This window comes from Aeromicrobium sp. CF3.5, from assembly GCF_051262695.1.
Taxonomy (GTDB): domain Bacteria; phylum Actinomycetota; class Actinomycetes; order Propionibacteriales; family Nocardioidaceae; genus Aeromicrobium.
Genome location: NZ_JBIMEZ010000002.1, coordinates 513,506 through 540,228, shown reverse-complemented (window position 1 = coordinate 540,228; position 26,723 = coordinate 513,506). Strand labels below are relative to the sequence as shown.

General features: G+C 69.3%; 27 protein-coding genes. 18 read left to right on the top strand and 9 right to left on the bottom strand.

Annotated elements, in window-relative coordinates; genetic code table 11:
* Positions 1 to 144 precede the first annotated feature (144 nt).
* Together ACHAA3_RS06270 and ACHAA3_RS06265 are read left to right on the top strand one after the other, a co-directional pair.
* Positions 145 to 819 (top strand): DUF2470 domain-containing protein, encoded by a 675-nt coding sequence (locus ACHAA3_RS06270; protein ID WP_435708089.1) that lies wholly within the window; start codon positions 145 to 147, stop codon positions 817 to 819.
* A 92-nt stretch (positions 820 to 911) separates the two neighbouring features.
* Entirely contained in the window at positions 912 to 1,433 is a 522-nt protein-coding gene (locus ACHAA3_RS06265) for a Dps family protein (protein WP_435708088.1), read from the top strand.
* Between the two features lie 116 nt (positions 1,434 to 1,549).
* Here ACHAA3_RS06265 and ACHAA3_RS06260 read toward each other — a convergent pair whose 3' ends face one another.
* Complete coding sequence (locus ACHAA3_RS06260) at positions 1,550 to 3,244, bottom strand: DUF885 domain-containing protein (RefSeq protein WP_435708087.1); 1,695 nt, start codon at positions 3,242 to 3,244, stop codon at positions 1,550 to 1,552.
* Between the two features lie 134 nt (positions 3,245 to 3,378).
* Here ACHAA3_RS06260 and ACHAA3_RS06255 point away from each other — a divergent pair, with 134 nt between their 5' ends.
* The 7 genes from ACHAA3_RS06255 to ACHAA3_RS06225 all read left to right on the top strand — a co-directional run bounded on the left by ACHAA3_RS06255 (position 3,379) and on the right by ACHAA3_RS06225 (position 11,172).
* A complete protein-coding gene (locus ACHAA3_RS06255; protein ID WP_435708086.1) occupies positions 3,379 to 4,293 on the top strand; it encodes a Rossmann-like and DUF2520 domain-containing protein in 915 nt (304 codons plus the stop codon).
* Between the two features lies 1 nt (position 4,294).
* A complete protein-coding gene (panC, locus tag ACHAA3_RS06250) occupies positions 4,295 to 5,149 on the top strand; it encodes a pantoate--beta-alanine ligase (RefSeq protein ID WP_435708085.1) in 855 nt (284 codons plus the stop codon).
* A gap of 2 nt (positions 5,150 to 5,151) precedes the next feature.
* Positions 5,152 to 5,586, top strand: coding sequence for an aspartate 1-decarboxylase (panD, locus tag ACHAA3_RS06245; protein WP_435708084.1), 435 nt, complete (start codon positions 5,152 to 5,154; stop codon positions 5,584 to 5,586).
* Positions 5,583 to 6,371 carry a type III pantothenate kinase gene (locus ACHAA3_RS06240; protein ID WP_435708083.1) on the top strand — a complete coding sequence of 263 codons (789 nt, stop codon included), beginning with the start codon at positions 5,583 to 5,585 and terminating at the stop codon, positions 6,369 to 6,371. The genes panD and ACHAA3_RS06240 overlap by 4 nt, the downstream gene beginning before the upstream one ends.
* Positions 6,372 to 6,404: 33 nt before the next feature.
* Positions 6,405 to 7,928 carry a lysine--tRNA ligase gene (gene lysS, locus ACHAA3_RS06235; protein ID WP_435708082.1) on the top strand — a complete coding sequence of 508 codons (1,524 nt, stop codon included), beginning with the start codon at positions 6,405 to 6,407 and terminating at the stop codon, positions 7,926 to 7,928.
* A 154-nt stretch (positions 7,929 to 8,082) separates the two neighbouring features.
* Entirely contained in the window at positions 8,083 to 10,605 is a 2,523-nt protein-coding gene (locus ACHAA3_RS06230) for an ATP-dependent Clp protease ATP-binding subunit (RefSeq protein WP_435708081.1), read from the top strand.
* 96 nt (positions 10,606 to 10,701) lie between these two features.
* Positions 10,702 to 11,172, top strand: a complete 471-nt coding sequence (locus tag ACHAA3_RS06225) for a GyrI-like domain-containing protein (RefSeq protein WP_435708080.1) — start codon at positions 10,702 to 10,704, stop codon at positions 11,170 to 11,172.
* Between the two features lie 22 nt (positions 11,173 to 11,194).
* On the opposite strand, the gene ACHAA3_RS06220 is transcribed toward ACHAA3_RS06225, so the two are convergent.
* Positions 11,195 to 12,076, bottom strand: coding sequence for an A/G-specific adenine glycosylase (locus ACHAA3_RS06220; RefSeq protein WP_435708079.1), 882 nt, complete (start codon positions 12,074 to 12,076; stop codon positions 11,195 to 11,197).
* Between the two features lie 46 nt (positions 12,077 to 12,122).
* On the opposite strand from ACHAA3_RS06220, the gene ACHAA3_RS06215 reads away from it, so the two are divergent.
* Complete coding sequence (locus ACHAA3_RS06215) at positions 12,123 to 12,785, top strand: hypothetical protein (RefSeq protein WP_435708078.1); 663 nt, start codon at positions 12,123 to 12,125, stop codon at positions 12,783 to 12,785.
* Between the two features lie 18 nt (positions 12,786 to 12,803).
* Here ACHAA3_RS06215 and disA read toward each other — a convergent pair whose 3' ends face one another.
* From disA to ACHAA3_RS06195, 4 genes are read right to left on the bottom strand one after another with little or no spacing between them, the layout of a single operon-like run.
* Positions 12,804 to 13,892 (bottom strand): DNA integrity scanning diadenylate cyclase DisA, encoded by a 1,089-nt coding sequence (gene disA / locus ACHAA3_RS06210; RefSeq protein WP_435708077.1) that lies wholly within the window; start codon positions 13,890 to 13,892, stop codon positions 12,804 to 12,806.
* A gap of 41 nt (positions 13,893 to 13,933) precedes the next feature.
* Positions 13,934 to 15,322 (bottom strand): DNA repair protein RadA, encoded by a 1,389-nt coding sequence (radA, locus tag ACHAA3_RS06205; RefSeq protein ID WP_435708076.1) that lies wholly within the window; start codon positions 15,320 to 15,322, stop codon positions 13,934 to 13,936.
* 44 nt (positions 15,323 to 15,366) lie between these two features.
* Positions 15,367 to 16,005 (bottom strand): VOC family protein, encoded by a 639-nt coding sequence (locus tag ACHAA3_RS06200; protein ID WP_435708075.1) that lies wholly within the window; start codon positions 16,003 to 16,005, stop codon positions 15,367 to 15,369.
* A gap of 41 nt (positions 16,006 to 16,046) precedes the next feature.
* On the bottom strand, positions 16,047 to 16,790 hold the full coding sequence (locus ACHAA3_RS06195) for a hypothetical protein (protein ID WP_435708074.1): 744 nt from the start codon (positions 16,788 to 16,790) through the stop codon (positions 16,047 to 16,049).
* Positions 16,791 to 16,860: 70 nt separating this feature from the next.
* Here ACHAA3_RS06195 and ACHAA3_RS06190 point away from each other — a divergent pair, with 70 nt between their 5' ends.
* The gene (locus tag ACHAA3_RS06190) at positions 16,861 to 17,772 is read left to right on the top strand and encodes a Ppx/GppA phosphatase family protein (protein ID WP_435708073.1); all 912 of its coding nucleotides are present in this window, start codon (positions 16,861 to 16,863) and stop codon (positions 17,770 to 17,772) included.
* A 57-nt stretch (positions 17,773 to 17,829) separates the two neighbouring features.
* Positions 17,830 to 18,612 (top strand): sugar phosphate isomerase/epimerase family protein, encoded by a 783-nt coding sequence (locus ACHAA3_RS06185; RefSeq protein ID WP_435708072.1) that lies wholly within the window; start codon positions 17,830 to 17,832, stop codon positions 18,610 to 18,612.
* A 133-nt stretch (positions 18,613 to 18,745) separates the two neighbouring features.
* Here ACHAA3_RS06185 and ACHAA3_RS06180 read toward each other — a convergent pair whose 3' ends face one another.
* Entirely contained in the window at positions 18,746 to 19,687 is a 942-nt protein-coding gene (locus tag ACHAA3_RS06180) for a bile acid:sodium symporter family protein (protein WP_435708071.1), read from the bottom strand.
* Positions 19,688 to 19,710: 23 nt separating this feature from the next.
* Between ACHAA3_RS06180 and proC the strand changes: the two genes are divergently transcribed.
* The 6 genes from proC (at position 19,711) to ACHAA3_RS06150 (ending at position 24,588) form a co-directional block, all read left to right on the top strand.
* A complete protein-coding gene (proC, locus tag ACHAA3_RS06175) occupies positions 19,711 to 20,517 on the top strand; it encodes a pyrroline-5-carboxylate reductase (protein WP_435708070.1) in 807 nt (268 codons plus the stop codon).
* Between the two features lie 9 nt (positions 20,518 to 20,526).
* Positions 20,527 to 21,732, top strand: coding sequence for an acetoin utilization protein AcuC (locus ACHAA3_RS06170; protein ID WP_435708069.1), 1,206 nt, complete (start codon positions 20,527 to 20,529; stop codon positions 21,730 to 21,732).
* Between the two features lie 138 nt (positions 21,733 to 21,870).
* Positions 21,871 to 22,056 carry a helix-turn-helix domain-containing protein gene (locus ACHAA3_RS06165; RefSeq protein WP_435708068.1) on the top strand — a complete coding sequence of 62 codons (186 nt, stop codon included), beginning with the start codon at positions 21,871 to 21,873 and terminating at the stop codon, positions 22,054 to 22,056.
* Between the two features lie 126 nt (positions 22,057 to 22,182).
* Positions 22,183 to 22,284: a 30S ribosomal protein bS22 gene (locus tag ACHAA3_RS06160; protein ID WP_019143756.1), complete on the top strand. Its 102-nt coding sequence runs from the start codon at positions 22,183 to 22,185 to the stop codon at positions 22,282 to 22,284.
* 4 nt (positions 22,285 to 22,288) lie between these two features.
* Positions 22,289 to 23,275 carry an NAD-dependent epimerase/dehydratase family protein gene (locus tag ACHAA3_RS06155; RefSeq protein WP_435708067.1) on the top strand — a complete coding sequence of 329 codons (987 nt, stop codon included), beginning with the start codon at positions 22,289 to 22,291 and terminating at the stop codon, positions 23,273 to 23,275.
* Entirely contained in the window at positions 23,272 to 24,588 is a 1,317-nt protein-coding gene (locus ACHAA3_RS06150) for a 1-acyl-sn-glycerol-3-phosphate acyltransferase (RefSeq protein WP_435708066.1), read from the top strand. Before ACHAA3_RS06155 ends, ACHAA3_RS06150 begins: the two co-directional genes overlap by 4 nt.
* A 145-nt stretch (positions 24,589 to 24,733) precedes the next feature.
* Here the strand turns inward: ACHAA3_RS06150 and ACHAA3_RS06145 are convergent, their stop codons facing one another.
* Positions 24,734 to 25,846: a DUF5667 domain-containing protein gene (locus ACHAA3_RS06145; RefSeq protein WP_435708065.1), complete on the bottom strand. Its 1,113-nt coding sequence runs from the start codon at positions 25,844 to 25,846 to the stop codon at positions 24,734 to 24,736.
* A 103-nt stretch (positions 25,847 to 25,949) separates the two neighbouring features.
* Entirely contained in the window at positions 25,950 to 26,666 is a 717-nt protein-coding gene (locus ACHAA3_RS06140; protein ID WP_435708064.1) for a sigma-70 family RNA polymerase sigma factor, read from the bottom strand.
* Positions 26,667 to 26,723: the final 57 nt, after the last annotated feature.

Below are 26,723 nucleotides of genomic sequence, written 5' to 3'. Positions count from 1 at the left end.
GCCCGCCCCGGAGACGGGGCGGGCGTTACGTGTGTGTGGACATGTCGTGCTGACACCCCGGGTCCGCGGACTGGCCGTCGCTCCCGAACCCGGAGACGGTCGCACCGGCTTGCCTCATTCCGTAGGTGAGGCTAGCCTTATTTCATGAAGGAGCCGAGGTCGACCGAGCCGACGTGGGCCGAGCGCGCGCGCACCCTGCTCGCGGTGGCTCGCCCCGGTCACCTGCACACCGGGTGCCGCTGGTCGGCTCCGGCCGTCACGCCGGTCGAGGTCGTGGTCGAGGACGGCACCCTGGTGGTCCGCATGAGTGATGACGCGGCGGCGGTCTCCGGGCTGGGGGCCTGCCGGGTGGGCACGCTCACGGTGGATGCTCCCGGCGAGGTGTGGTCGCTGCGGGCGGTGGCGTCGTTCCGCATGGAGCGCCCCGATGACTCCGGTCTGCGCACCTACTCCCCGATCGTGCTGTCGATGCGTGCCACCGGCCCCACCGAGGTCACCATCAACGTCGATGCGTTCAGCCGTGCGCAGCCCGACGTGCTGCGCACGATCGCCCCCAGCCTGCTGACCCACCTCGAATCGGCTCACGCCGGTGAGCTGCTCGCCATGGCGCGAGCACACGAGGGCGATGCCGAGACGGTCACCGTTCGATCCCTGGATCGCCACGGGCTCGAGCTGGCTGTCCTCGGGCCGCAGGGAATGGGCCGCCTGAGGATGAACTTCGCCTGCGGCCCCTTGCATGATGTCAGCGATCTCGCTGACGCCCTCGCCTCGCTGCAACCGGCTGAGCCGGTGCGCCGCGAACGTCGACACGTGCTCTGAGGCCAGCCTTTCCTGCGTGGAATGGCGGTCGAAAAAGTGTCACGGTGGTCCTACCGCATCAACGATAGGACTGATACTCGATGTCGAACACCATGACTGATCGCAGCGCCACCACCCACGTGGCCCACCCCCCGTTCAAGGCCTCCGAGACCCTCGGCGCCCACCTGCAGCAGCTGCTGGTCGATCTCACCGACCTGCACATCCAGGGCAAGCAGGCGCACTGGAACGTCGTTGGCAAGAACTTCCGCGACCTGCACCTGCAGCTCGATGAGGTCGTCGACGATGCACGCAACTTCTCTGACGACGTCGCCGAGCGCATGCGCGCCCTGTACGTGACGCCCGACGCGCGCGCTGCCACGATCGCCGCCAGCACGAGCCTGAGCGAGTTCCCGGCCAACGAGGTCGACACCGCCGACACCGTGGATCTCATCACCTCCGCGCTCTACGCGACCAGTGGCACGGCTCGACGTATCCACGACGACGTCGACGCCGAGGACCCCACCTCCGCGGACCTGCTGCACACCATCCTCGAGCGTCTCGAGCAGCTCGCCTGGATGATCGACTCGGAGAACCGGGTCGCCAACAGCTCCGAGCCCCGCTCGCTGCAGGCCTGAGCCCCCGACCGCGGGGTCCCGGCCGTGGCGCAGTTTCCCAGGAGAACCCCGAAACCTGGCGCTTCACCCTTGTTGCAACAGGGGTGAGGTGTCAGGTTTCGGGGTTCTCCTGGGAATCAGGGGACGGGGAGCAGCGCGTCGCGCAGGGTGCCGAGGCCCACGCTGCCGACGGCGAGGGCCTGCCGGTGGAACGCCTTGAGGTCGCTGCCGTTCGCAGCGACCCAGTCGTCGCGCAGCTGCTCCCACAACCGCTGACCGACTTTGTACGAGGGCGCCTGCCCGCCCCACCCGAGGTAGCGGTTGGCCTCGAAGCGGATGAACGGGTCGTTCATCGCCACGTGCTGGGCGAGGAACGGGTAGGCGTCGTCGTCGGTCCACGGTCCTGAGTCGTCGGGCTTGGGCAGCCCCAGGTGCACGCCGATGTCGAGCACCACGCGGGCGGCCCGCATGCGTTGACCGTCGAGCATGCCGAGGCGGTCGGCCGGGTCGTCCAGGTAGCCCAGATCGGCCATCAGGCGCTCGGCGTACAGGGCCCATCCCTCGCCATGGCCGGAGTTCCAGCTCATCCGTCGCCAGCCGTTGAGCTCCGCCGCGTTGTGCACCGCGAGGCCGCACTGGAGGTGATGGCCGGGGATGCCCTCGTGGTAGACCGTGGTCAGCTCGCGCCAGGTGTCGAACTCGGTGACGTCCTCGGGCACGCTCCACCACATGCGGCCCGGTCGACTGAAGTCGTCGCTCGGCGGCGTGTAGTAGATGCCGCCCTCCTGCGTCGGTGCGATCCGGCACTCCAGGCGGCGCATGATGTCCGGTACGTCGAAGTGGCTGCGGCCCAGGTCCTCCACTGCCCGGTCGCTGGTCTCCTGCATCCAGGCCTGCAGCGCGTCGGTGCCGTGCAGGCGACGCGACGGATCGGACTCCAGGTGGGCGATCGCGGCGGCCACCCCCGATCCGCGTGCTCCCGCGCTCGACAGGATCTGCTCGGCGATCGACTCCTGCTCGGCGACCATGCGGGCCAGCTCCTCCACGCCCCACGCGTAGGTCTCGTCGAGGTCGATCTCAGTGCCGACGAAGGACCGCGATGCGACCGCGTACCGGTCGCGACCCAGCGCATCGGTGGTGCTGGCCTGGTCGGCCAGCTCGTCGGACAGGAACCGTGCGAGGGTCTCGTAGGCCTTGCCCGCCGCGCGGGCGCCCGCATCGAGGTCGACCGTGACGCCGGCCGACTGCCCCGACGCGCGATCGCCCATGTGGCCGAAGAACCCATCGGGACGCGCGAGCTTGGCCGCCTGGGCGCCGACCTCGCGCACCTGGCGCAGCGACGGTGCGTCGCCGGCGGCTGCGCCCGCGCGCAGCGAGGCGATGTATCCGTCCATGGCGTCGGGCAGGGCCGACATGCGACGAGCGACGTCGGCCCAGTCGTCTGCGGAGCTGGTCGGCATCAGGTCGAGGATGTCGCGCAGGCCCTGGGCCGGGGACGCGATGACGTTCAGGTCGCGCTGCCAGAAGCCTGCGTCGTGCATCTGGACCTCGTCGCCGATCGTGCGCAGCAGCTCGCTGCGGGTCACGCGGTCGATGGCATCGGCTGGTTCCACAGCCTCGACGCGGCGCAGCATCGCGCGGGCGGCATCGGCGGCTGCGGCGTGGCCGTCGGGTGAGTGATCGGCGTAGGCGGTCTGGTCGCCGTCGCGCCCCAGGTGGACGCGCAGCTCCGGTTGCTGCTCGACCATCTCGTCGAGCCACTGCTCGGCCAGGGCGTCGAGCGGCGTGGGAGTGCGGGACGCAGAGTCTTGGCTCTGTGAAGGGCTGTCCATGACGGCGAGCCTACGGCGGACCTGCCGCTGTGATTCATCGCACTCTCGACGTGTCGGTGCCGAGGACGGGCTAGGCTGGTGGCGTCTCATACGTCTGGTACCCGCTTGCGGGACTGGAACCGAAAGGCATCCACATGATGAATCGATCTGTCGCGCCGTCCATCGGCGTCATCGGCGCGGGCCGTGTCGGCGCCGTGCTCGGCGCCAAGCTGGTCTCCGCCGGCTACCGCCTCGCAGGAGTCAGCGGTGCTTCCGCCGCGTCGGCCCTGCGCATCGAGACGATGCTGCCGGGCACTTCGGTGCTCGAGCCTGCTGACGTCGCTCGTCGCTGCGACGTGTTGATCCTGGCCGTGCCGGACGACAGCCTCATCCGGGTGGCCGAGGAGCTCGCCGCCTCGGGTGCCATCCGCCGCGGGCAGTTCGTGCTGCACACGAGCGGACGGCACGGACTCGATGCGCTCGCCTCGCTGACCCGGCTCGGCGCTCGTCCCATCGCCCTGCACCCGGCCATGACCTTCACCGGCACCATGGTCGACGTCGACCGCACGCCGGTGTTCGGCATCACCGCGGCCGAGGCCGAGCGGCCGCTCGCGACCGAGCTCGTCGACGCCCTGGGCGGAAGCCCCATGTGGGTCGCGGAGTCCGACCGTGCGCTCTACCACGCCGGTCTGGCCCACGGGGCCAATCACCTGGTGACCCTGGTGGCCCAGTCGATGGACCTGCTGCGGGCCGCCGGCGCGCAAGATCCTGCAGCCGTCCTCCGTCCGTTGCTGGCTGCCGCGCTGGACAACGTGCTCGACTACGGCGACGCCGCGCTGACCGGTCCGGTCGTGCGGGGCGATGTCACGACGGTGCGCGCGCACATCGATGCCTTCGCCGAGGCGCGGGTCCCGGACGCGACCATCGACACGTACCTCGAGATGGCACGTGCCACGGCGGGACGCGCCAGAGCCGACGGGCGACTCGATGCGCGCACGGCCGGGTCGATCCGGCAGGTGCTCGACGAGGCCGACTGGGACACCCTGGCCGACATCGCCGCCGGGATCTGACGTGGCGCCCGTCATCGCCCGCACGCGGGCCGAGCTGGTCGACGTCCTCAAGGGCGCCGATCGTCGCGCGCTGGTGCCCACCATGGGTGCCCTGCACGAGGGACATCGTCAGCTGCTCGAGCACGCCCGACCTCTCGGCGATGCGCTGGTGGCTTCGATCTTCGTCAATCCCACGCAGTTCGCGCCGGGTGAGGACTTCGACGCCTACCCGCGCACCTTCGACGCCGATCTCGCCACGTGCGAGGACGCCGGGGTCGACGTCGTGTTCGCCCCCGAGGTCGGTGCCATGTACCCCCATGGGCTGGACCAGCCCATCTCGGTCGACCCGGGGCCGCTGGGTTCGGTGCTCGAGGGCGCGTCCCGGCCCACGCACTTTCGCGGTGTCCTCACCGTGGTGGCCAAGCTGTTCGGTCTGGTGAGCCCTGACGTCGCGGTGTTTGGAGAGAAGGACTATCAGCAGCTCGTGCTCATCCGGCAGATGGCCAGCGAGCTCGCCACCGGCATCGAGGTCGTGGGCTGCCCCACCGTGCGCGAGTCCGACGGGCTGGCCCGCAGCTCGCGCAACGTCTACCTCGGTGACGAGGACCGCCGGCGCGCTCCGGCCGTGCACCGAGCCCTGCGGGCGGGGGCCGACGCAGGGCCGCGCGGCGCTGATGCGGTGCTCGCAGCGGCGCACTCCACGCTGGGCGCCGCCGGAGTCAGTCCCGACTACGTGGCCCTCCGCGACGTCGATCTGGGCGATCCGGTCTCGGGTTCGCAGGCTCGGCTGCTGATCGCCGCACGGGTCGGGACGCCCCGGCTGCTCGACAACATCGCCGTCCACCTCGGCGCCCCAGACATCCACGAAGGAGCCTGACCATGCTGCGCACCATGATGACCTCCAAGATCCACCGCGCCACCGTGACCCAGGCCGATCTGCACTACGTCGGATCGGTGACCGTCGACGAGGACCTGCTCGACGCGGCCAACCTGTTGTCCGGGGAGCTGGTCCACATCGTCGACATCGACAACGGGGCTCGCCTGCAGACCTACACGATCGCCGGCGAGCGGGGGTCGGGCGTGATCGGCATCAACGGTGCCGCGGCACGTCTCGTGCATCCTGGCGACCTGGTGATCCTGATCGCCTACGGGCAGGTCGAGGACGCCGAGGCTCGCGAGCTCAAGCCGAACGTGGTGTTCGTCGATTCGGAGAACCACGTCATCGGCACTGGCCACGACCCGGCCGAGGCGCTGCCCGGCACGGGTCTGACCCGGGGCGACGTCACGCACAACCCGCTCGTCGCGGGCTCGTGACCAGCGGAGTCCTGCTCGCCCTCGACGTCAGCAACAGCCACACCACGATCGGCGCCTTCGAGGGCCAGGAGCTGGTCGATCACTGGCAGGTCTCGACCGACGGACGCCGCACGTCCGACGAGTGGTGGCTGATGCTGACCGGGCTGGTGCGCCACTCTGGTCTGTCGCACGTCGAGGCGGCCGCGATCTGCTGCACCGTGCCGAGCGTCCTGGTCGAGCTGCGGGCCATGCAGGAGCGCCACCTCGCCGACCTGCCGGTCTCCATCGTGGGACCGGGCACGCGCACGGGTGTGCCCATCCACACCGACAATCCCCGCGAGGTGGGCGCCGACCGCATCGTGAACGCGTTGGCAGCCGCCGAGCTGTACGGCGGGCCGGCGATCGTGGTCGACCTCAACGGAACTGCCACGATCTTCGACGTCATCGACGAGCAGGGGCGCTATGTCGGTGGCGCCATCGCGCCGGGCGTGGAGCTGTCGCTCGAGGCGCTGGCTCGTCGGGGCGCCCAGCTGCGCAGCGTCGAGCTGGCCACGCCGCGCGACGTGATCGGCAAGAACACGGTCGAGGCCATCCAGTCGGGTGCGGTCTTCGGCTTCGCCGGCCTGGTGGACGGCATGATCGCCCGCATCATCGACTCCCTCGGCGAGGACCCCGACCACGTCACCGTCATCGCCACGGGCGCGTTCCCCGACGCCGTGATCGACCACTGTGGCCTGATCACGACCCGCGATGCCCGGCTCACCCTCACGGGGTTGCGTCTGGTGCACGAGCGCAACCACGGCTGAGGTCGTCGGGCACCACGGCTAGGCTTGGCTCTCGTGAACGACGCCACGCCTGCCCCCGCGACCGACGACGCTGCGACCGACGACGACCTGCCCGAGCAGATGCGGGTGCGACGCGACAAGCGCCAGCAGCTGCTCGACTCTGGCGCCCAGGCCTACCCGGTCGTCGTCGACCGCACGCACACGCTGCGACAGATCGTGGAGTCGTACGACGCCGACGAGCTCGGCCCCGACACCCTGACCGGCGACGTCGTCTCGATCACCGGCCGTGTGATCTTCTCGCGCAACACCGGCAAGTTGTGCTTCGCGCGGCTGCGCGAGGGCGACGGCACCGAGCTGCAGGCGATGTTGTCGCTCGACCTGGTCGGTGAGGAGCGGCTCGCCGAGTTCAAGGCACTGGTCGACATCGGCGACCACCTGCAGGTGACCGGCGAGGTCATCACGTCGCGCCGCGGCGAGCTCAGCGTCCAGGCCACGTCCTGGGCCATGGCCGCCAAGACGGTGCGCCCGCTGCCCAACGAGCACACCCCGTTGTCGGACGAGGCACGCTCGCGCATGCGGTACGTCGACCTGATCGTGCGCCCCGAGGCGCGCGAGAACGTGCGGGTCAAGGCCAAGGTCATGCAGTCCTTGCGAGCCACGCTCGACCGGATCGGATTCATCGAGGTCGAGACGCCGGTGCTGCAGCACACCAACGGCGGCGCCGCGGCGCGCCCGTTCCGGACCCATCTCAATGCCTTCGACGAGCCGGTCCTGCTGCGCATCGCCCTCGAGCTGCACCTCAAGCGCGCCCTCGTCGGCGGCATCGACAAGGTCTACGAGATGGCCAAGACGTTCCGCAACGAGGGCGTCGACAACACCCACAACGTCGAGTTCCTGATGCTCGAGGTCTACGAGGCGTACGGCTCCTACGACACGATCGCCGTCCTCACCCGTGAGCTGGTGCTCGACGCCGCCCGCGCGGTCGCAAGGACCGTGGTCACCGGTCGTGACGGCACCGAGATCGACCTCGAGGCCGACTGGCGCCACGCCACCGTGCACGGCCTGGTCAGCGAGGCCGTGGGACAGACCGTCGACATCGACACCTCGGTCGAGGACCTCGTGGCCCTGGCTGCCCGCTACGAGGTGGAGCTGCGTGAGGACTGGGACGCTGGCGAGATCGTCCTCGAGCTGTACGAGAAGCTGGTCGAGCACACCCTGATCCAGCCCACGTTCGTGCGCGACTACCCCGAGTCGGTGCGGCCGTTGGCCAAGAAGCATCGCACCAAGCCGGGCCTGGTCGAGGCCTGGGACCTGATCATCAATGGTGTCGAGCTGGCGCCTGCCTACTCCGAGCTCAACGATCCGGTGGTCCAGCGCGAGCGGCTGGAGGAGCAGGCGCGGCAGGCCGCTGCCGGCAACCCCGAGGCCAACGACGTCGACGAGGACTTCTTGCGGGCACTCGAGTTCGGCATGCCGCCTGCCGGTGGTCTGGGCCTCGGCGTCGACCGCCTCGTCATGCTGCTGCAGGGCATCGGCATTCGCGAGGCGATTCTCTTCCCGACCAGCCGCGGCGAGTGAACCTCCCACCGCCGACCGTGCCCGTGGTTATGCCCACAGCGAACGCCGGAACACGACGGCCTCGATGACAGTTGGATTACACATACGGACATCCGGCTCGCGGATTTCCGCACACGCCTAGACTGGGTTCAACAAACCCAGCTGAGGGGGACGAATGTTCGAAAGATTTACTGACCGCGCCCGTCGCGTTGTCGTGCTCGCCCAGGAAGAGGCGCGCATGCTCAGCCACAACTACATCGGCACCGAGCACATCCTCCTCGGTCTCATCCACGAAGGCGAAGGCGTTGCCGCCAAGGCCCTGGAGAGCCTCGACATCTCGCTCGAGGCCGTCCGTGGCCAGGTCGAGGACATCATCGGCCAGGGCCAGCAGGCGCCCAGCGGGCACATCCCGTTCACGCCGCGTGCCAAGAAGGTGCTCGAGCTGAGCCTGCGCGAAGCGCTGCAGCTCGGCCACAACTACATCGGCACCGAGCACATCCTGCTCGGCCTGATCCGCGAGGGTGAGGGCGTCGCCGCCCAGGTGCTCGTCAAGCTCGGCGCCGACCTCAACCGGGTCCGCCAGCAGGTCATCACCTTGGTCAGCGGATTCCAGGGCAAGGAGGCCGAGGCAGCCAACGCCGGCCCCAGCGAGGGCCCCACCGGTTCGTCGGCGGTGCTCGATCAGTTCGGCCGCAACCTGACCCAGGCTGCCCGCGAGGGCAAGCTCGATCCGGTCATCGGTCGCGACGACGAGGCCGAGCGCGTCATGCAGACCCTCAGCCGCCGCACCAAGAACAACCCCGTGCTCGTGGGCGAGCCCGGCGTCGGCAAGACCGCGGTCGTCGAGAGCCTCGCGCAGGACATCGTGCGTGGCGACGTGCCCGAGACGCTCAAGGACAAGCACATCTACACCCTCGACCTGGGCGCGCTCGTGGCCGGCTCCCGCTACCGCGGTGACTTCGAGGAACGCCTCAAGAAGGTGCTCAAGGAAATTCGCACCCGCGGCGACATCATCTTGTTCATCGACGAGATCCACACGCTCGTCGGTGCAGGTGCCGCCGAGGGCGCGATCGACGCAGCCAGCATCCTCAAGCCGATGCTGGCCCGCGGCGAGCTGCAGACCGTCGGCGCCACGACCCTCGACGAGTACCGCAAGCACTTCGAGAAGGACGCGGCCCTCAACCGTCGCTTCCAGCCCATCGTCGTCGACGAGCCGTCCGTCTCCGACACCGTCGAGATTCTCAAGGGCCTGCGCGACCGGTACGAGGCGCACCACCGCGTCTCGATCACCGACGACGCGCTGGTCGCCGCCGCGACCATGGGCGACCGGTACATCTCGGACCGCTTCCTTCCCGACAAGGCCATCGACCTGATCGACGAGGCGGGAGCGCGTCTGCGCATCCGTCGCATGGCCGCGCCGCCAGAGCTCAAGGAGTTCGACGAGAAGATCACCGACGTGCGCATGCGCAAGGAGGGTGCCATCGACGCGCAGGACTTCGAGGCGGCCGCCGCGCTGCGTGATGAGGAGAAGAAGCTCATCACCGCCAAGGGTGAGCGCGAGAAGGCCTGGAAGTCAGGCGATCTCGACTCCGTCGCCATCGTCGATGAGCACATGATCGCCGAGGTCCTCGCGAAGGCCACCGGAATCCCGGTTGGTCAGCTCAGCGAGGCCGAGTCCAGCCGTCTGCTCAACATGGAGGCTGAGCTTCACGAGCGCGTCATCGGTCAGGACGAGGCCATCAAGGCCCTGTCGCGGGCCATCCGACGTGGCCGTGCCGGGCTCAAGGATCCCAAGCGTCCGGGTGGATCGTTCATCTTCGCCGGGCCTTCGGGTGTCGGCAAGACGTGGCTGTCCAAGGCGTTGGCGAACTTCCTGTTCGGTGACGACGAGGCCCTCATCCAGCTCGACATGAGTGAGTACAGCGAGAAGCACACCGTCTCGCGCCTGTTCGGCTCGCCTCCCGGCTACGTCGGCTACGAAGAGGGCGGGCAGCTCACCGAGAAGGTGCGCCGCAAGCCGTTCAGCGTGGTCCTGTTCGACGAGATCGAGAAGGCCCACCCGGACATCTTCAACTCGTTGCTGCAGATTCTGGAGGAGGGGCACCTCACCGACGGTCAGGGTCGCGTCATCAACTTCAAGAACGCGATCATCATCATGACCACCAACCTCGGGTCGAGCGAGATCGCCAAGGGCGTCAACCTCGGCTTCAGCAAGTCCGGTGACGTCTCGGGCTCGTACCAGAAGATGAAGGAGCGCGTCGGGACCGAGCTCAAGCAGCACTTCCGGCCCGAGTTCCTCAACCGCGTCGACGAGATCATCGTGTTCCCGCCGCTGACCCAGGACGAGATCCTGCAGATGGTCGACATGATGATCTCCTCGTTGGAGCGTCGTCTGGCCGAGAAGGACATGACGATCGAGCTCACTCTGGCGGCCAAGGAGCTGCTGGCGGCTCGTGGATTCGATCCGGTGCTCGGCGCCCGCCCGTTGCGGCGCACCGTGCAGCGCGAGATCGAGGACGTCATGGCCGAGAAGCTGCTCTACAGCGAGATCCATCCGGGCCAGCTGGTGCTGGTCGGCGTCGAGGGCGAGGGCCCCGAGGCGGTCTTCACCTTCGAAGGCCAGGATCAGGCCACGCTCGAGCTCGAAGAGGTCGCCACGGCGGCCGTCGAGGCCGGCGCCGGCGGTTCCACCGACTGATCTCGGCGCGCGATCACGATCGAAGCCCCCGCAGCTCGGCTGCGGGGGCTTCGCCCTTGCTGGACAGTGGGACTGGCGCTGCCTAGATTGAACGACATGACAGAGCCCCGCGTCGTCACCACCGAACCACAGGTTCTTGCCGCGATCCGCGAGACCATCGCGATGGCTGACATCCGGACCTTCTTCGACCGCGGCTTCGGCGACCTGATGGACGTCCTCGGTGCGCAGGGTGTGACCCCGACCGGGCCCGGCCTCGCCGTCTACTGGGGAGTCCCGACCGACTCCGCCGACCTCGCGATCGCCCTTCCCACCGCTGGCCCCGTCGAGCCGACCGGACGCGTCGCCCCGATCGAGCTGGCGGCGACGCGTGCAGCGGAGGTCGTGCACGAGGGTGGGTACGACTCGCTCAGCAACACCTATCGCGACCTTCAGCAGTGGATCGTCGATCAGGATCTCGTGCCCGGCGACGTCGTGTGGGAGACCTACCTGACTGAGCCGACCCCAGACGCCGATCCCGCCGACATGCGTACGCAGGTGACATGGACGCTGCGCGGCGCAGGAGCGTGACCGCCGACATCTCGCCGTCGCGTCACAGGACCAGGGAGCCGTTCGCACCGAGATGGGCGAGGCCGTCGTCAAGCAGGGAGTCCAGGCAGCGCTCCCGCTGGGTGTCGTCGGCCCAGACGTCGCGGAACTCCTGCGCGGGCACCGGGCCATCGGCGTCGCGCAGCACGGCCAGCAGGCGCCCGCGGCACTGACGGTCGGTGCCGGCCCACGCCTGGCCACGTCGGGCGGGCCCCTCATGTGCGGGATAGCCGGCCGCTCGCCATCGGCACAGGTCCGTCACGGGGCACACCGCGCACGTGGGCGACCTGGCCGAGCAGACGACGGCGCCCAGCTCCATCGTCGCGGCGGCCCACCGATCGGCGTCGCGCGGGGGCAGCAGGTCATGGGCCAGCGAGCGCTCCGCCGCGGTCACGGCATCGGCTGGGAACTGCCTGCCACCCACGATGCGGGCGAACACGCGGCGCACGTTGGTGTCGAGCACCACCTGCCGGTCTCCGAACGCGAAGGATGCGATCGCACTGGCCGTGTAGTCGCCGACCCCGGGAAGTGCGAGAAGGTCAGCCCTCCGCGGCGGAACCTCGCCACCGTGCTGCTCGACGATCGCCGTCGCAGCGGCATGCAGGCGCAGCGCGCGACGCGGGTAGCCGAGCCGGCCCCACCTGCGCACCGCCTCGCCGCTGGAGTCGGCAGCCAGCGCGGCGGGGGTCGGCCACCGGGTCATCCACGCCTCGAAGACCGGCACCACCCGCACCACCGGCGTCTGCTGCAGCATGAACTCCGAGACCATCACGGGCCAGGGTCGTGGGTCGCGCCGCCACGGCAGATCGCGAGCCTGCGCGTCGAACCAGTCGATCACGCGAGTGTGCAGACTCTCGATGTCGTCGTACTGCGCGGAGGTGGACATGGCGCGTCGATCCTCGCACGAGCGGCCGCACGATTAGCGTGGCGCCATGAGTCAGCGACCGTTGCCCCCTGCGGTCTACTGGCGTCGACGACTCCTGATCCTCGCCGTCGTGATCGCCCTCGGATGGCTGGGCCTGCGATTCCTGAGCGGCGATGACACTGCGGATCCGTCCGAGCCGGAGGCGGCCCCGCAGGTGGTTCCCGCGGTCGTGCCCACCGACGGCACGTACGACGCCTCGCTGCCGTCGACCTCGAAGGCGTGCGATCCCCAGCAGATCCGCATCACGCCGACCGTCCCGGCCCAGCAGACGGCTGCCGGGGAGGTCACCATCGAGCTGGTCGTCAGCAGCGCGGGAGCCGAGGCCTGCACCCTGGAGCCGGACGATGCCGACCTCATCGCGGTCATCAGCGCCAATGGTGGGACGGTGTGGGACTCGACCCTCTGCCCGACCTCGCTGTTGACCGATCCCGTGCCGTTGGCGCGCGGCTGGTCCACCGTCGTGGCCACCACCTGGTCCGGCCGCGGGTCCGGCGTTGGTTGCTCATCGGAGGAGGCCTTGGTGCCGGCCGGTACGTACACCGTCAAGCTCGGCACGCTCGGCGGCGAGCCCGGCGAGACGACGTTCTCGCTGGCTCCAAGAGCCGAGCCGGAGCCGGAGCCGGAGCCGGAGCCCGAGCCCGAGCCGTCCGACACACCCGACGAGGAGTAGTCGCGACCGGTCGGACGATCAGACGTAGCGCTCGAGGATGCTGGACTCAGCCAGCCGGGACAGGCCCTCGCGCACACCGCGCGCTCGGAGGTCGCCGACGCCGTCAACCGTCTGCAGATCGTCGATGCTGGCCGCCAAGAGCTTCTGCAGCGATCCGAAGTGCTCGATCAGCCGATCGACGACCGTGGCCGGCAGCCGTGGCACCCGTGCGAGCAGGCGGTAGCCGCGAGGCGTGAGCGGTGTGTCGAGGACGTCAGAGGACCCGATGCGCAGGGCGGCAGCCACCGTGCCCATGTCGACGAGGGCGCCCGGAGCGAGCTCGCCCATCTCGGCGAGGACCTCCTCGGTGGTGCGGGCGCGTCGGCCTGTCGGCATGTAGTCCCGCACGATCAGCTGCCGCTCGGTGTCGACGCCGCCGATCAGCTCGTCGAGCTGCAGGGACAGCAGACGTCCGTCCGTGCCGAGCTCGAGCACGTAGGCCTCGATCTCGGTGGCGATACGGCGCACCATCTCGAGCCGCTGCGCCACGGCAGCGACGTCGCGCACGGTGACCAGATCCTCGATCTCGAGCGCCGACAGAGCGTCGGAGACCTCGTCGAGTCGGCTGCGGTAGCGCTCGAGGGTCTGCAGAGCCTGGTTGGCGCGTCCCAGGACAGCGGCGGTCTCCTCCAGCACGTGTCGCGTCTGGCCGAGGTAGAGCGCGATGATGTGCATCGACGCCGAGACCGAGATGACCGGGAGGCCGCTCTGGCGGGCCACGCGGTCGGCAGTGCGGTGGCGGGTGCCTGTCTCGGCGGTGACGATGGCGGGATCGGGCATCAGATGCACCCCGGCGCGGCGGATGGTGGTCGCATCGCGATCGAGGATGATGGCGCCGTCCATCTTGGCGAGCTCGCGCAGCGCGGTCGCGGTGAATGGCACGTCCAGCACGAAACCGCCGGTGGACATCTTCTCGACGACGTCGTCGAGGCCGACCACGACCAGCGCGCCGGTACGCCCACGCAGGATGCGCTCGAGTCCTTCACGCAGCTCGGTGCCGGGCGCGAGCGATCCGAGGGCGGCGCGCAGAGCCTTGTCTGCGTCGCCCGTGCGGTCCGTGCTGGGCATCAGGGTGTCCTCTTCGAGCAGGTTTGGGTCAGTGTAGGGGTCTAGAACGGGGCGGGTTGCGCCGGTTCGGCCAGTGAACGCATGGCCTCGGCAACATTGCGCACGGCCGTGACGGTGATGCTGCCGGCGAACGAGTCGATGCCCTCGGACCCGGCTGGCACCACGGCGTGGCTGAAGCCGATGCGCTCGGCCTCGCGCAGCCGCGCCGACAGGTGGGTGACTGGCCTGACCTCGCCGGCCAGGCCGACCTCGCCGATCGCGATGAGGTCGTGGGGGACGACTCGATCGGTGTGGGCCGAGACCAGCGCCATCGCGGCAGCGAGATCGACCGAGGGCTCGACCAGGCGTGCCCCGCCGACCGTGGCCGTGTAGGTGTCGTGATGGGACAGGTCCATGCGGCAGTGCTTGGTGAGCACCGCCTGCACCATGGCCATGCGCGAGGAGTCGAGACCGCTGGCGGTGCGGCGTGGCGACGGGTTCTTGGTCTCGACGCTGAGTGCCTGGACCTCGGCCAGCAACGGTCGTCGGCCCTCCATCGTGACGGTGACGCAGGTGCCCGTGACCGGGGAGTCGTGACGCGACACGAACAACCCGGTGGGATCGGGCACCTCGACGATGCCGTCGTCGACTAGGTCGAAGCAGCCGATCTCGTCGACCGGCCCGAAGCGGTTCTTGACCGCTCGCAGCAGCCGCAGGCGGGAGGCGCGGTCCCCTTCGAACTGCAGCACGACGTCGACGAGGTGCTCCAGCACGCGAGGACCGGCGACCGTGCCATCCTTGGTGACGTGGCCGACCAGCAACGTGGCCATGGCGTCGGTCTTGGCGCGTCGGATCACGGCAGACGCGACCTCGCGCACCTGGGTGACCCCGCCGGGCACGCCGTCGATGTCAGCCGAGCTGATGGTCTGCACCGAGTCGATGATCAGCAGGCTCGGCTGCACCGTGTCGACGTGGGTCAGCACGCCTCCGAGGTCGGTCTCGGCCGCGAGGTACAGCTGTTCCTCGATGGCCCCCGTGCGCTCGGCGCGCAGACGGACTTGGGCGGCGGACTCCTCACCCGACACGTACAGCGTGCGCCGGCCGGACCGGGCCCACCGGGCCGCAACCTCCAGCAGCAGCGTGGACTTGCCGACGCCGGGCTCGCCGGCGAGCAGCAGGACGCCGCCGGGCACGACGCCTCCGCCGAGCACCCGGTCGAGCTCGGTGATGCCCGATCCGGTGGCGCGAGCTGACTCGACCTGCACCTCGGTGATGGGGCGGGCGACGCTCGAGACCGGGGCCGCCTGGGTGCGTCCGGTGCTGCGGCCGGTGGCGGCGACGTCGACGGTGCCCCACGCCTGGCACTCGCCGCAGCGACCCACCCACTTGGGTGTGGTCCAGCCGCAGTCGGCGCAGACGTAGGCCGGTCGAGCGGTCTTGGGGGAGGCCATGGGATCAGCCTAGGCTTCGGGTCCGACAGCCCCGGCCGGGTGGATCAGAGGCGGACGTCGCCGTGGGGAGTGGAGAAGGTGGCGGCGAGGATGCCGGGCTGGCCGTGCGGGGCCGTCCAGTTGACGTCGATGTCGCCGAGGGCGTCGATGGCGGGCTCGCCGAGCCAGTCCGACAGCCGTTGCTTTGAACCGGCGATGTCGAGGGCGGTCAGCGTGACGTCCGAGGGCGCCATCTGCGAGGGGTGCTCCACGGGATCGATGTCCCAGCAGGTCACGTAGGGCAGCTGGGGGTCGGACTTGGTGCTGCTGGTGCCGATCTGGCGCCACTGCAGGTTGAAGCCGTCGGGGCGGCGCCGGTTGCCGGGCACGGCGTGCCGTCCGATGCGGTGCTCGACCTCGGTCATGTCGTCGACGCTCACGCACCACGCCATCCAGCCGCCACCGGCCTCGGACCGTTCACGCACGAACTGGCCGAAGGCGGCCTTGTCCGACGCGGGGTGGTCGAGCACCTCGACGACTTCGAGGTACTGACGGTTGGCCAGCGGCAGGATCATGTTGCGGGTACCGAAACGAGGATGCGCCCCGCCGTCGAGGAACGGCGCTCCGAGTGCGGTGCTGAGCTCTTCGGTCGTTGCGGCGAGGCCCCCCGGGCCCGCGGCGAACGAGAGATGATCGAGATGCATGTTTCATTGTTACTGGCTGCCCGAGCCCGCAGTGCGGGGGGTCAGCGAGCCGGGTCGGCGAGGTGGGGAGTAAGGGGTCCGCCGCGTTCGAAGGCCGCGCAGTGTCGTGCCAGCTGCGCGTACCCGGCCTCGCCCATCAGGGCGGTCAGCTCGTCTCGGTTGCTGACGTACACCGGTTCGGTGCCCACGTGGGCCTCGGTGTTGGCCGAGCAGTACCAGTCCAGGTCGGCGCCGCCGGGGCCCCAACCCGCCCGGGTGTACTCGCCGATCGAGACCTCGGTGTGGGTGTTGCCGTCTCCGTGGTCGACTTCGCGGAACTGTCGGCGCAGTGGCAGCTGCCAGCAGACGTCGGGCTTGGTGGTGTGCGGCTTGACGCCGGTGCGCAGGGCGTGGGCGTGCAGGGCGCACCCGTACCCGCCCTCGAAGCCACGCGAGTTGTGGAAGATGCAGGCCCCGTCTACGGCACGCGTCTTCAGGTCGCCCTCGTCGTCTGTCTCGGTCCACCCGCCGTCATGGCCCTGGTCGTGGCGTTCCCACTCCTTCGAAGACAGCTGCTCGACCACCTCGGCGACGCGGCGATGGTCCTCGTCGTCGGCGAAGTGCGCGCCCAACGTGCAGCACCCCGCCTCGGGGCTCGACTCGTAGATGCCGGGGCAGCCCTGCCCGAAGATGCAGGTCCACCGCGACGTCAACCACGTCAGGTCGCAGCGGAACACCTCGGACTCGTCGTCGGGGTTGGTGAACTCGACGTGGGTGCGGGGGAAACCAAGATCGACTTCGGGCACGGCGTCACTGTAGCCGCGTTGTCGGGCCCGGGCCTGCTGGTCGGGCTCGCTGGGTGGAACACTGACGGCCATGCGCATGGGCGTGCTCGACATCGGCTCCAACACCGGTCACCTGCTGGTGGTCGACGCCTTTCGTGGCGCCCCGCCGGTTCCGGCGTTCTCGTTGAAAGAGCCGCTGCGCCTGGCCGAGCACCTCGACGACGACCAGGCCGTCACCGATGAGGGCGTCTCTCGGTTGGTCGACTACGTCACGTCGGCGCGTCTGGCCGCTGAGGACAAGGGGTGCTCGACGGTCCTGGCATTCGCGACCTCCGCGGTCCGCGATGCCGTCAACGCAGACGAGGTCATTGCTCGGGTCGACGCGGAGAGCGGCATCGAGCTGCAGGTTCTGGCCGGTGCAGACGAGGCGCGACTGACTTTTCTGGCCGTGCGACGCTGGTTCGGTTGGTCGGCTGGCCGACTGGGTGTGTTCGACATCGGCGGTGGTTCCCTGGAGCTGGCAGTCGGCTCGGACGAGACCCCCGACGTCGCGACCTCCGTGCCCTTGGGGGCCGGGCGCCTCACTCGCGAGTGGCTGGACGAGGGTCGGTCGACCGCCGAGCTGCGCTCGTTCGTCCGCGCCACCATCGCCGAGCAGGCCGGGCCGATCTTGCGGGGCGGCGCCTTCGACAAGGCCGTCGCGACGAGCAAGACGTTTCGGTCGCTGGCGCGCATCCTGGGGGCGACGCCCTCCAGCGAGGGCAAGTTCGTGAAGCGCTGGTTGACCCGTGCCGAACTCGTTCCGCTGGTCGAGCGGCTGAGCACGCTCAGCGATGAACAGATCGCCGATCTTCCCGGTGTGTCATCGGACCGTGCCCACCAGATGCGCGCTGGTGCTGTCGTGGCCGAGGCCACGATGGACCTGTTCGAGGTCGACGAGCTCGAGATCTGCCCGTGGGCCCTGCGTGAAGGCGTCCTCCTGCAGCATCTGGACCAGCTGTAGGAGCGGGATCGATCACGGATCTCGGTGGGTTTCGGGGCCGGGTCCTACGCTGGGGTGGTGTCCGCATCGCCCCGCGTCTGTCTTTCGACGTCCTCGGTGTACCCGGGCTCGACCGCCAGCGGCTTTGAGATGGCTGCCCGGCTCGGTTACGACGGTGTCGAGGTGATGGTCGGTATCGACGACGTCAGTGCCGACATCACGGCGATCAAGGCGTTGAGTGCCTTCCACGAGCTGCCGGTGGTGTCGGTGCACGCGCCGTGCCTGCTGGTCACCCAGCGCGTCTGGGGCAGCGATCCGTGGGGCAAGCTGCACCGCAGTGCCGAGATGGCCCATGAGGTCGGGGCGTCGCTGGTGGTGGTGCACCCGCCCTTTCGCTGGCAGCGTGACTACGCCAAGGGTTTCGTCGAGGGGATCGGCGATCTCGAGCGCGAGCACGCGCTGACCTTCGCGGTCGAGAACATGTACCCGTGGCGCACCGGCAAGCGTGAGTTCCAGGCGTACGCGCCGGGCTGGGATCCCCACGAGGAGGACTACCACCACGTGACGGTCGATCTTTCGCACAGTGCAACGGCCGGCCAGGACGTCATGGCGCTGGTGCGCTCGCTCGGTGATCGGCTGGCCCACGTGCACATCGCCGATGGCAGCGGATCGGTCAAGGACGAGCATCTGGTGCCGGGTCGCGGCGCCCAGCCCTGTGCGGAGTTTTTGCAGCACGTCGGCGCCTCCTCCTACGCCGGCGACGTCGTCGTGGAGATCAACACCCGCAAGGCCAAGGACCAGACCGAACGCGAGGCGGATCTCGTCGAGGCGCTCGACTTCACCCGCCGCCACCTCGCCTGACCCGCCGAGGAGTCACGGAGACCCGCCGAGGAGTCACGGAGACCCGCTGACGAGTCACGTAGTCCCATCGAGGAGTCAGTCAGACAAGATCGTTCTCGGCGTACGTGACTCGCGGACGGGTCTACGTGACTCGTCAGCGGGCGAGGCGTGGCGCGAGGAAGGCGCCCGTGATGATCTGCATCTGGTGGTAGAGCATCAGCGGCAGGACGATCAGGGCGACGTCGTCACCGGCGAACAGCACGGTCGCGATCGGCAGGCCGCTGGCCAGGCTCTTGGTCGAGCCGCAGAACACGATCGCCAGGCGGTCGGCGCGCGAGAACCTGGCCACCCGCCCCACCAGGGCGGTCCAGCCGATCGTCAGGGCCAGGAGCACGGCGCACACGGCCGTGACGGCCAGCACCGACCAGACGCTCTGGTTCGACCAGATGTCGGCCTCGGCGCCCTCGCTGAACGCGACGAACACGACCAGCACGATGCTGCCGCGATCATAGAGTCGCAGTCCTTCGTCGTGGCGCACCACGAAGCGGCCGAGCGCAGGTCTCAGCAGCTGGCCGAGCACGAACGGCACCAGCAGCTGCAGCACGATCCGGATCACCGAGCCGGTGTCGACCTGCGCATCTGCGGCCATCAGCAGGGCGACCAGTGCCGGGGTGATGAAGACACCCAGCATGCTCGACAGCGACGCCGCGACGACGGCTCCAGCCACGTTGCCGCCGGCGACACGGGTGTAGACGACGCACGCCTGCACGGTCGAGGGCACCAGGCACAGCAGCAGCACGCCGCTGGCCAGACCGGGGGTCAGCAGGTTGCCCGAGAACACCTGCGCGCCGAGGCCGAGCGCCGGAAGCACGAGAAATGTGGTCGCCAGCACCGCCAGCTGCAGTCGCCAGTTCCCGAGACCGGCCAGGGTCTCGGCCGTCGATAGACGAGTGCCGTACAGGAAGAACAGCCCGGCGATCGCGATGACGCCGGCCTGCTCGAGCACCTCCAGGGCGCGACCGGTGGCAGGCAGGAAGGAACCGATGAGTGCCGCCGCCAGCAGGGCGGTGATCAGTGGGTCAGGACGCCAGCGCACGCCTCGACACTAGTGTGGGCGCCATGACTCACCGGATCGCGATTCTGGGTGCCGGCGTGATGGGGGAGACCCTGTTGTCGGCAATCCTGTCCTCGGGCCACCGCACTGACCATCTCGTCATCAGCGAGAAGCGTGAGGAGCGTGCCGCCGAGCTGCGCGAGCGACACGGCGTCGAGGTCACCGGCAACGCCGAAGCTGCAGCGGGCGCCGACATCGTGCTGCTGGTGGTCAAGCCGCAGGACGTCCCCGCGCTGCTGGAGGAGATCGCCGGTGCAGTTCGCCCGGGCGCCACGGTCGTCTCCCTGGCTGCGGGAGTTCGGATCGCCACGATGGAGCAGGCGTTGGCCGAGGGAGTGGCCGTCGTGCGTGCCATGCCCAACACCCCGGCAGTGATCGGCGCAGGCATGTTCGGCATCTCGCCGGGCAACGCCGTCACCGACGAGCAGCTGGCCGACGTCGTCACGATGCTGGAGTCCGGCGGTCGTGTCGTGGTCGTCGACGAGGCGCAGCAGAACGCCGTGACGGGTGTCTCCGGTTCCGGACCGGCCTACGTGTTCTACCTGGCCGAGGCCATGATCGCCGGCGGCGTGGACGCGGGCCTGGACCCCGACGTCGCGCGGGAGCTGGCCACCCAGACCGTGCTGGGCGCCGCCCGGCTGCTGGCCGAGTCCGCCGACACCGCAGAAGAGCTGCGTCGGCGGGTCACGTCGCCCCATGGCACCACCCATGCCGCCATCGCCACGCTCGACGAGCACGGCGTGTCGGCGGCCGTGGTCGCCGCCGTGGGGTCGGCTGCGGCCCGATCCGCCGAGCTCTCCGGCCCGGCATAGGCTCACTGCATGTCTGATGCCATGTCGGGTGCACCGGGGTCCAGCGAGCGAGCCTGCGTCGTGTTCGACGAGCAGCTCACCTCCTACGACTTCGGTCCGTCACACCCGATGGCGCCGGTGCGCATCGACCTGACGATGTCGCTGGCACGCGAGCTCGGTGTGCTCGACCATCTCGACGTCGTCGGCGCCGCACCTGCTTCCGACGAGGACCTGGCCAAAGTCCACGCCGAGCAGTACATCGACGCCGTGCAGCACCTGAGCGCTCATCCCGAGCAGAGCGACCTCTCCGTGGGGCTCGGCAGCGAGGACAACCCCGTCTTCGGCCGCATGCACGAGGCCAGCGCCCTGATCGCCGGCGCCAGCGTCGAGGCGGCGCGACGAGTCTGGACCGGTCAGGCGTCGCGGGCGGTCAACGTCTCGGGCGGCCTGCACCACGCCATGCCCGGCAACGCCAGTGGCTTCTGCATTTACAACGACCTCGGACTCGCGATTCGCTGGCTGCTGGACCACGGGGCCGAGCGAATCGCCTACATCGACGTCGACGCCCACCACGGCGACGGAGTCCAGAAGATGTTCTGGAACGACCCCAGGGTCATGACCGTCTCGATCCACGAGGGCCCCCAGACACTGTTCCCGGGCACGGGCTTCTCGACCGAGATCGGCGGCGACGGAGCCGAGGGTTCGGCGGTCAACATCCCGTTGCCGCCAGGCACCTCCGATGCGGGGTGGCTGAGGGCCTTCCACGCCGTGGTGCCCGCCCTGGTGCGCGAGTTCGACCCGCAGATCCTGGTCACGCAGCACGGCTGTGACTCCCACATGGACGACCCCCTGACCAACTTGATGCTCAGCGTCGACGGGCAGCGAGCCTCCTACCTGGCGGTGCGCGACCTGGCTGAGGAGGTCTGCGACGGCAAGTGGGTCGCCACGGGCGGCGGGGGATACGCAGTGCTGGACGTCGTGCCGCGGGCGTGGGCACATCTCATGGCGATCGTGTCGGGGCACCCGATCGACCCCTTCCGGGAAACCCCCCAGCAGTGGCGCGAGCGCATCGCCGACCTGCGTGGCGCGTCGGCACGCACCTCGATGACTGATGGGCGCGTGCCCGGCTACCGGGCGTGGGAGCAGGGCTATGACCCGGCGAGCTGGCTGGACCGGTCGATCCAGGCCACCCGAGAGGCTGCATTCCCCCTCAACGGGCTTGATCCGATGCTTTGAGGTGGCCCCGGGGACCGAAATCTCGCAACCCCTGTCCCTCGAGCATCGTGAGGCACTAGGCTCTCCCCAGGCACGCGCGCAGTATCTCTGGTGGGGAAGCCAGAGAGCGCGCGTGCCGCTCAGGAAGCAGGTAATGACATGGCAGCCGGACAGACGTTCTTGACCGTCGCGGAAGTGGCGGAGCAGATGCGCGTCTCCAAGATGACGGTCTACCGGCTGGTCCACTCCGGAGAACTCGAAGCAGTGCGCGTCGGACGGTCGTTCCGGGTCCCCGAGGATGCCGTCGAGGAGTTCCTCGGCAAGTCCTTCTTCGAAGCCGGCTGAGCACCGTCGTGCGTGCCGCGGTCGCCCCTCCGGCGGCCGCGCGTCTGCGTGTAGGCTGGGGCAGGTTCTTCGTCGGCGGTCGGTCGGCGGCAATGTTCGTCGGTCAGACCGACAAGGGAGTGTTCCATGGGTTCAGTCATCAAGAAGCGTCGCAAGCGCATGTCGAAGAAGAAGCATCGCAAGATGTTGAAGCGCACCCGCGTGCAGCGCCGCCGTCTGGGCAAGTAAGCCCATGAGTCGGGTCGTCCTGGTCACGGGGGTCGCGAATCGATTCGCTTCCTTGGTGGCCCGACGGCTCGCTGAGATCGGGGAGGCCGGCGGCATCGCACGTGTCGTCGGCATCGACACCGTCGTGCCGTCCGGTGACCTGGGCGGCACCAAGTTCGTGCGAGCCGACATCCGCACACCGGTGGTCGGCAAGGTCATGGCCGTCGAGGACGTCGACACCGTCGTTCACCTCGACGTCAACCCACCGCGGAATCGTGCCGGTGGGGGTGGAGCCAAGGAGCTCAACGTCATCGGCACGATGCAGCTGCTGGCTGCCTGTCAGCGGGCTTCGAGGATCGAGAAGTTCGTGCTCGGATCCTCGGCTGCCGTCTACGGCACATCGCCTCGCGACCCGGCGATGTGGAGTGAGAGCATGTCGGCGCGTGGCGGCGTCCGCCATGGATTCCCCAAGGACATCGTCGAGGTCGAGTCGTACGTGCGCGGTTTCGCCAGGCGCCGTCCCGAGGTCATGATCACCACGCTGCGCCAGGCGCAGGTTCTCGAGCCGGGAATCGGATCGCCGCTGAGCGACTACTTCTCCAGCCCCCTCCTGCCGGCCGTCATGGGATTCGACCCGCGCCTGGCCTTCCTGCACCTCGATGACGCACTCGCAGTGATCGGCGAATCGGTCACCGAGGACCGACCAGGCACCTTCAACGTGGCCGGGGACGGTGTGGTGCTGCTCAGTCAAGCCGCTCGTCGGTTGGGCCGGCCCGTCATCGCGCTGCCGCCCGTCGGGTTCGCCACGGCCTCTCGCCGTGTGATGAGCGCGGTCGGTACCGAGATCTCACCGGACCTGCACCGCCTGCTGACCTACGGACGCGTCCTCGACGTGTCGGCCCTGAAGGACATCTTCGGATTCGAGCCCACGTTCACCAGCGCCGAGACGTTCGACCAGTACCGCATGCGCGTGCGACCCGGAATTCTCGCAGGTCTGGGAGGCCGCTCATGACAGAGGACAAGAGCACGATCGGCTCGGGCGGTCGGCCGGGTCGAGGTGGCAAGACCTCGCCGTCCGCGGCGGCGCGAAGCCTGGCCGGTGGAAGCGCCCCGGCTCGGAAGGCTCCGGTCAAGAAGTCGCCGACGTCGGCGCCGTCCTCGACGGGCGCGTCGAAGAAGGCCGGATCCCCGGGCCCGGAACCCAAGAAGACGCAGCCCACACGGGCCGGGACCACCACGTCAGGTCCCACGAAGCCTGCTGCCAAGAGGGCCTCGGCGAAGAAGTCGGCCTCGCGTGCCGCGGGATCAGATCCGTCCGGAGCTCGACCTCGCCTGCGAGCCGTCACCGATGAGGACGCTGCTGCTGCAGCGGCACGTGCCGCCGAGGAGGCCGAGCGCGAGACCCGCACGGCGGGCGCGGCGCCGCTGGCCGCCGGACTGCCGCTCGACGACATCGTCTCGGCCATCATCCAGGGGGCGCAGCGCGTCCTCGGCAGCGACTGGGACACCCGGATGGCCACGCTGCTCGCCACGATTCGTCAGCGGCTCGGCGGGGACTACGAGGTCGACGACTTCGGCTTCGATCCGCAGATCACCGAGGTGCTGATCGCCGCGGTCGAGCCGTTGGCCGAGAAGTGGTTCAGGCTCGAGGTTCGGGGCATCGAGAACATCCCCCAGGACGGCGGGGCCCTCCTGGTGGCCAACCACTCGGGCACTGTTCCGCTTGACGGAGTGATCACCGGCTATGCGGTCAAGAAGTACGGCGGCCGCAACCTGCGCCCGTTGGGAGCCGATCTGGTGTTCTCCTTGCCCTTCATCGGTCAGGTGGCGCGCAAGGTCGGTGCCACGCTGGCCTGCACGGAGGATGCCGAGCGACTGCTGCGCAACGGCGAGCTGGCCGGCGTGTGGCCCGAAGGATTCAAGGGCATCGGCAAGCCGTTCGCCGAGCGGTACAAGCTGCAGCGGTTCGGGCGCGGCGGGTTCGTGTCCTCGGCCATGCGCGCGCAGGTCCCGATCGTGCCGGTCTCGATCGTCGGCGCTGAGGAGATCTACCCGCTGATCGGCAACGTGCCGTCGCTGGCACGACTGCTCGGGGTGCCGTACCTGCCGATCACACCGTTCTTCCCGTTGCTCGGGCCGCTGGGAATGATCCCTCTGCCGAGCAAGTGGATCATCGAGTTCGGCGAACCGATTCGCACCGATGCCTACGACCCCGAGTCCGCCGACGACCCGATGCTGTTGTTCAACGTCACCGACCAGGTGCGCGAGACGATCCAGCAGACGCTCTACTCCCTGCTGGTCGACCGAGGCAACGCCTTCTTCTGAGCCGACTCAGCACTCAGGATCGCCCTGGAGGAGAATCGCTCGGGACGACGTGGTGACCATGGGCCGAGCGAAGCGAGGCTAGGCGCCCGGGCGAAGCCCGCCAGCGACGAAGTCGCTGGACCGGCGAGCGCAGCGAGACGAGCGCCTAATTTCCCAGCAGCCCATCCAGCAGACTCGGCACGAGGCCCGGCTGCTGGTCGTTGCCGAGCAGCCCGCCGACCACCGGATCGATGATCGGAGGCAGACCCGGGGTGGACGGGGTGGGGCTCGGCGCGGGCTTCGGGCTCGGCGAGGGCGCGGTGGTCGGCCGAGGCGCCGCCGGCTCCTCCGGCTGCTGGGTTCGTCCCGACGCCGGAGCCTGAGCCTCGCCGGTCGACGACCTGTCGACCGAGGAATCGGCGCCCGACTCCTCGCGAGGGGATGCTGGGCCGCCGTCGACCGCGTCGTCGGCCTCGGCCAGTGCGCCGAGGTCGGCCTCGGCGCACGAGGTGCAGAGCGTGCCAGCGCGTTCGGCCAGGCCGAGGACTGTCTCGGTTGCCGATTCGAGTGCGGCCTGCGCGTCGGCGGGCAGGTTTTCGCTCATGTTCACGAGCGTGTCGCTGGAGCCCGTCGCGAAGGTGGTCACCGCGTCGACCCGGCCTGCGTCACCCTCGCTGTCGTAGGCCTCGAACAGTGCCGTCGAGCCGTCCGTGGCTTGTTCGGAGAATGCATCGAGGGCCTCGGCGACCCGGTCGTCGTGTCCGGTGGAGTCCAGCGTCCACGCTTCGAGAAGTCGCTCGCTGGCCTGATCCAGCTGGGTCTGACCGCGTCCGGCGTCGTCGCGGTGCACGGCAAGCTGGACGGACTCGACGCCTCGCTTGACGGGGTACAGCACGTCGCCCGGAACGGCCGAGGCGCTGGAGGAGACAAGACCGACCGTGGCCGTGCTCGCGACGATCGCGGCGGCGAGTCCGGCGAGTCGGCGGCGTCGCGGCGACTGAGCCGGGGCGACGTTCCCCGCGACTCGGCGGTCGGTGCCCGAGGTGGCCGGAACAGCAACCAGCACGTCGGCCGCCTCGGTCATCAGGCGGGCCCGAAGATCGGAGGTGAACTGCTCGGTCGGTTGGATCGCCGCGGAGCGCGTCAGCAGCTCTGCAGTCCGCAGGAGCGCATCGACGTCGTCCTGTGGGGCTCTGCGCGCGCGGATGTCTCTGGTGGACCGTGAGGTCCACGCCCGTTCGAACGACTCGGCGTCGTTCATCTCGCTGCGGCCGATCATCGCGTCGTCCTCGTCTGATGGTGAGTTGCTGTATCGCCTACAACGACGAGTGCCACCGGCGAGTTACGCGGTGTGAGGCGATTGTCTGTGACGTGGAGTCTGCTCATCGGATGTCCGCCGGCATCGATGCGGCGAGACTGCGCACGGCGCGCAGCTGCAGCTGCTTGATCGCGCCCTCGCTGCGCCCCAGCGTGGCCGCTGTCTGGGCGATCGAGAGACCCTGGATGAAGCGCATCAGGATGCAGTCCCGCTGTTCGGGAGGCAGACCGTTGACGGCCTCGAAGAGCATCTCGTTCGAGATGAGGGTCAGGACCTCGGACTCGGGACTGGCGGTCGTGGCGCGTGTCTCGGGCACCGTCTCGGTGGTGAGCTCCAGGCGGGCCCGACTCGACTTGAAGTGATCGGTGATCAGGTTGCGGGCGATGGTGGTCAGCCAGGCGCCGAAGTCCTTGCCCTGCCAGGTGAAGCGCTGGATGGCTCGGAGGCCACGCACGAAGGTCTCGCTCGTGAGGTCCTCGGCCAGCTGCTTGGACCCGACGCGGTAGTAGATGAATCGGAAGATGCCGGCGTTGTAGTGGTCGTAGAGCTGGCCGAAAGCCTCGCCGTCACCCTCCTTGGCGAGGTCGACCAGGGCTCTGAGGCGGTATGCCTCGGGGTCGGCCTCGTGCTCGCTGGGACTGTTGCCGAACCCGGGGGTGAAGGCCTCGTGCGATGGTGCGCGCGACGGTGTGCCAGCCATGGCGACAGCGAGGCGGGCGTCGGTCGGGCAGGCCTGTGACAGCGCGACGAACGCGCGCAGCACCGCAAGGTCGACACTCACAGGCCCTCCCTGATTCCCGCCACTCTAAGGGTGCGAGAGCACGTTGTCAGCCCGAAT

Bases quoted from the DNA above. Each gene is read 5' to 3' on its own strand.
- ACHAA3_RS06270 (WP_435708089.1), top strand. From the start codon at position 145: ATGAAGGAGCCGAGGTCGACCGAGCCGACGTGGGCCGAGCGCGCGCGC.
- ACHAA3_RS06265 (WP_435708088.1), top strand. From the start codon at position 912: ATGACTGATCGCAGCGCCACCACCCACGTGGCCCACCCCCCGTTCAAG.
- ACHAA3_RS06260 (WP_435708087.1), bottom strand. From the start codon at position 3,244: ATGGACAGCCCTTCACAGAGCCAAGACTCTGCGTCCCGCACTCCCACG.
- ACHAA3_RS06255 (WP_435708086.1), top strand. From the start codon at position 3,379: ATGATGAATCGATCTGTCGCGCCGTCCATCGGCGTCATCGGCGCGGGC.
- panD (WP_435708084.1), top strand. From the start codon at position 5,152: ATGCTGCGCACCATGATGACCTCCAAGATCCACCGCGCCACCGTGACC.
- ACHAA3_RS06230 (WP_435708081.1), top strand. From the start codon at position 8,083: ATGTTCGAAAGATTTACTGACCGCGCCCGTCGCGTTGTCGTGCTCGCC.
- ACHAA3_RS06225 (WP_435708080.1), top strand. From the start codon at position 10,702: ATGACAGAGCCCCGCGTCGTCACCACCGAACCACAGGTTCTTGCCGCG.
- ACHAA3_RS06220 (WP_435708079.1), bottom strand. From the start codon at position 12,076: ATGTCCACCTCCGCGCAGTACGACGACATCGAGAGTCTGCACACTCGC.
- ACHAA3_RS06215 (WP_435708078.1), top strand. From the start codon at position 12,123: ATGAGTCAGCGACCGTTGCCCCCTGCGGTCTACTGGCGTCGACGACTC.
- disA (WP_435708077.1), bottom strand. From the start codon at position 13,892: ATGCCCAGCACGGACCGCACGGGCGACGCAGACAAGGCTCTGCGCGCC.
- radA (WP_435708076.1), bottom strand. From the start codon at position 15,322: ATGGCCTCCCCCAAGACCGCTCGACCGGCCTACGTCTGCGCCGACTGC.
- ACHAA3_RS06200 (WP_435708075.1), bottom strand. From the start codon at position 16,005: ATGCATCTCGATCATCTCTCGTTCGCCGCGGGCCCGGGGGGCCTCGCC.
- ACHAA3_RS06190 (WP_435708073.1), top strand. From the start codon at position 16,861: ATGCGCATGGGCGTGCTCGACATCGGCTCCAACACCGGTCACCTGCTG.
- proC (WP_435708070.1), top strand. From the start codon at position 19,711: ATGACTCACCGGATCGCGATTCTGGGTGCCGGCGTGATGGGGGAGACC.
- ACHAA3_RS06170 (WP_435708069.1), top strand. From the start codon at position 20,527: ATGTCTGATGCCATGTCGGGTGCACCGGGGTCCAGCGAGCGAGCCTGC.
- ACHAA3_RS06165 (WP_435708068.1), top strand. From the start codon at position 21,871: ATGGCAGCCGGACAGACGTTCTTGACCGTCGCGGAAGTGGCGGAGCAG.
- ACHAA3_RS06160 (WP_019143756.1), top strand. From the start codon at position 22,183: ATGGGTTCAGTCATCAAGAAGCGTCGCAAGCGCATGTCGAAGAAGAAG.
- ACHAA3_RS06155 (WP_435708067.1), top strand. From the start codon at position 22,289: ATGAGTCGGGTCGTCCTGGTCACGGGGGTCGCGAATCGATTCGCTTCC.
- ACHAA3_RS06150 (WP_435708066.1), top strand. From the start codon at position 23,272: ATGACAGAGGACAAGAGCACGATCGGCTCGGGCGGTCGGCCGGGTCGA.
- ACHAA3_RS06145 (WP_435708065.1), bottom strand. From the start codon at position 25,846: ATGATCGGCCGCAGCGAGATGAACGACGCCGAGTCGTTCGAACGGGCG.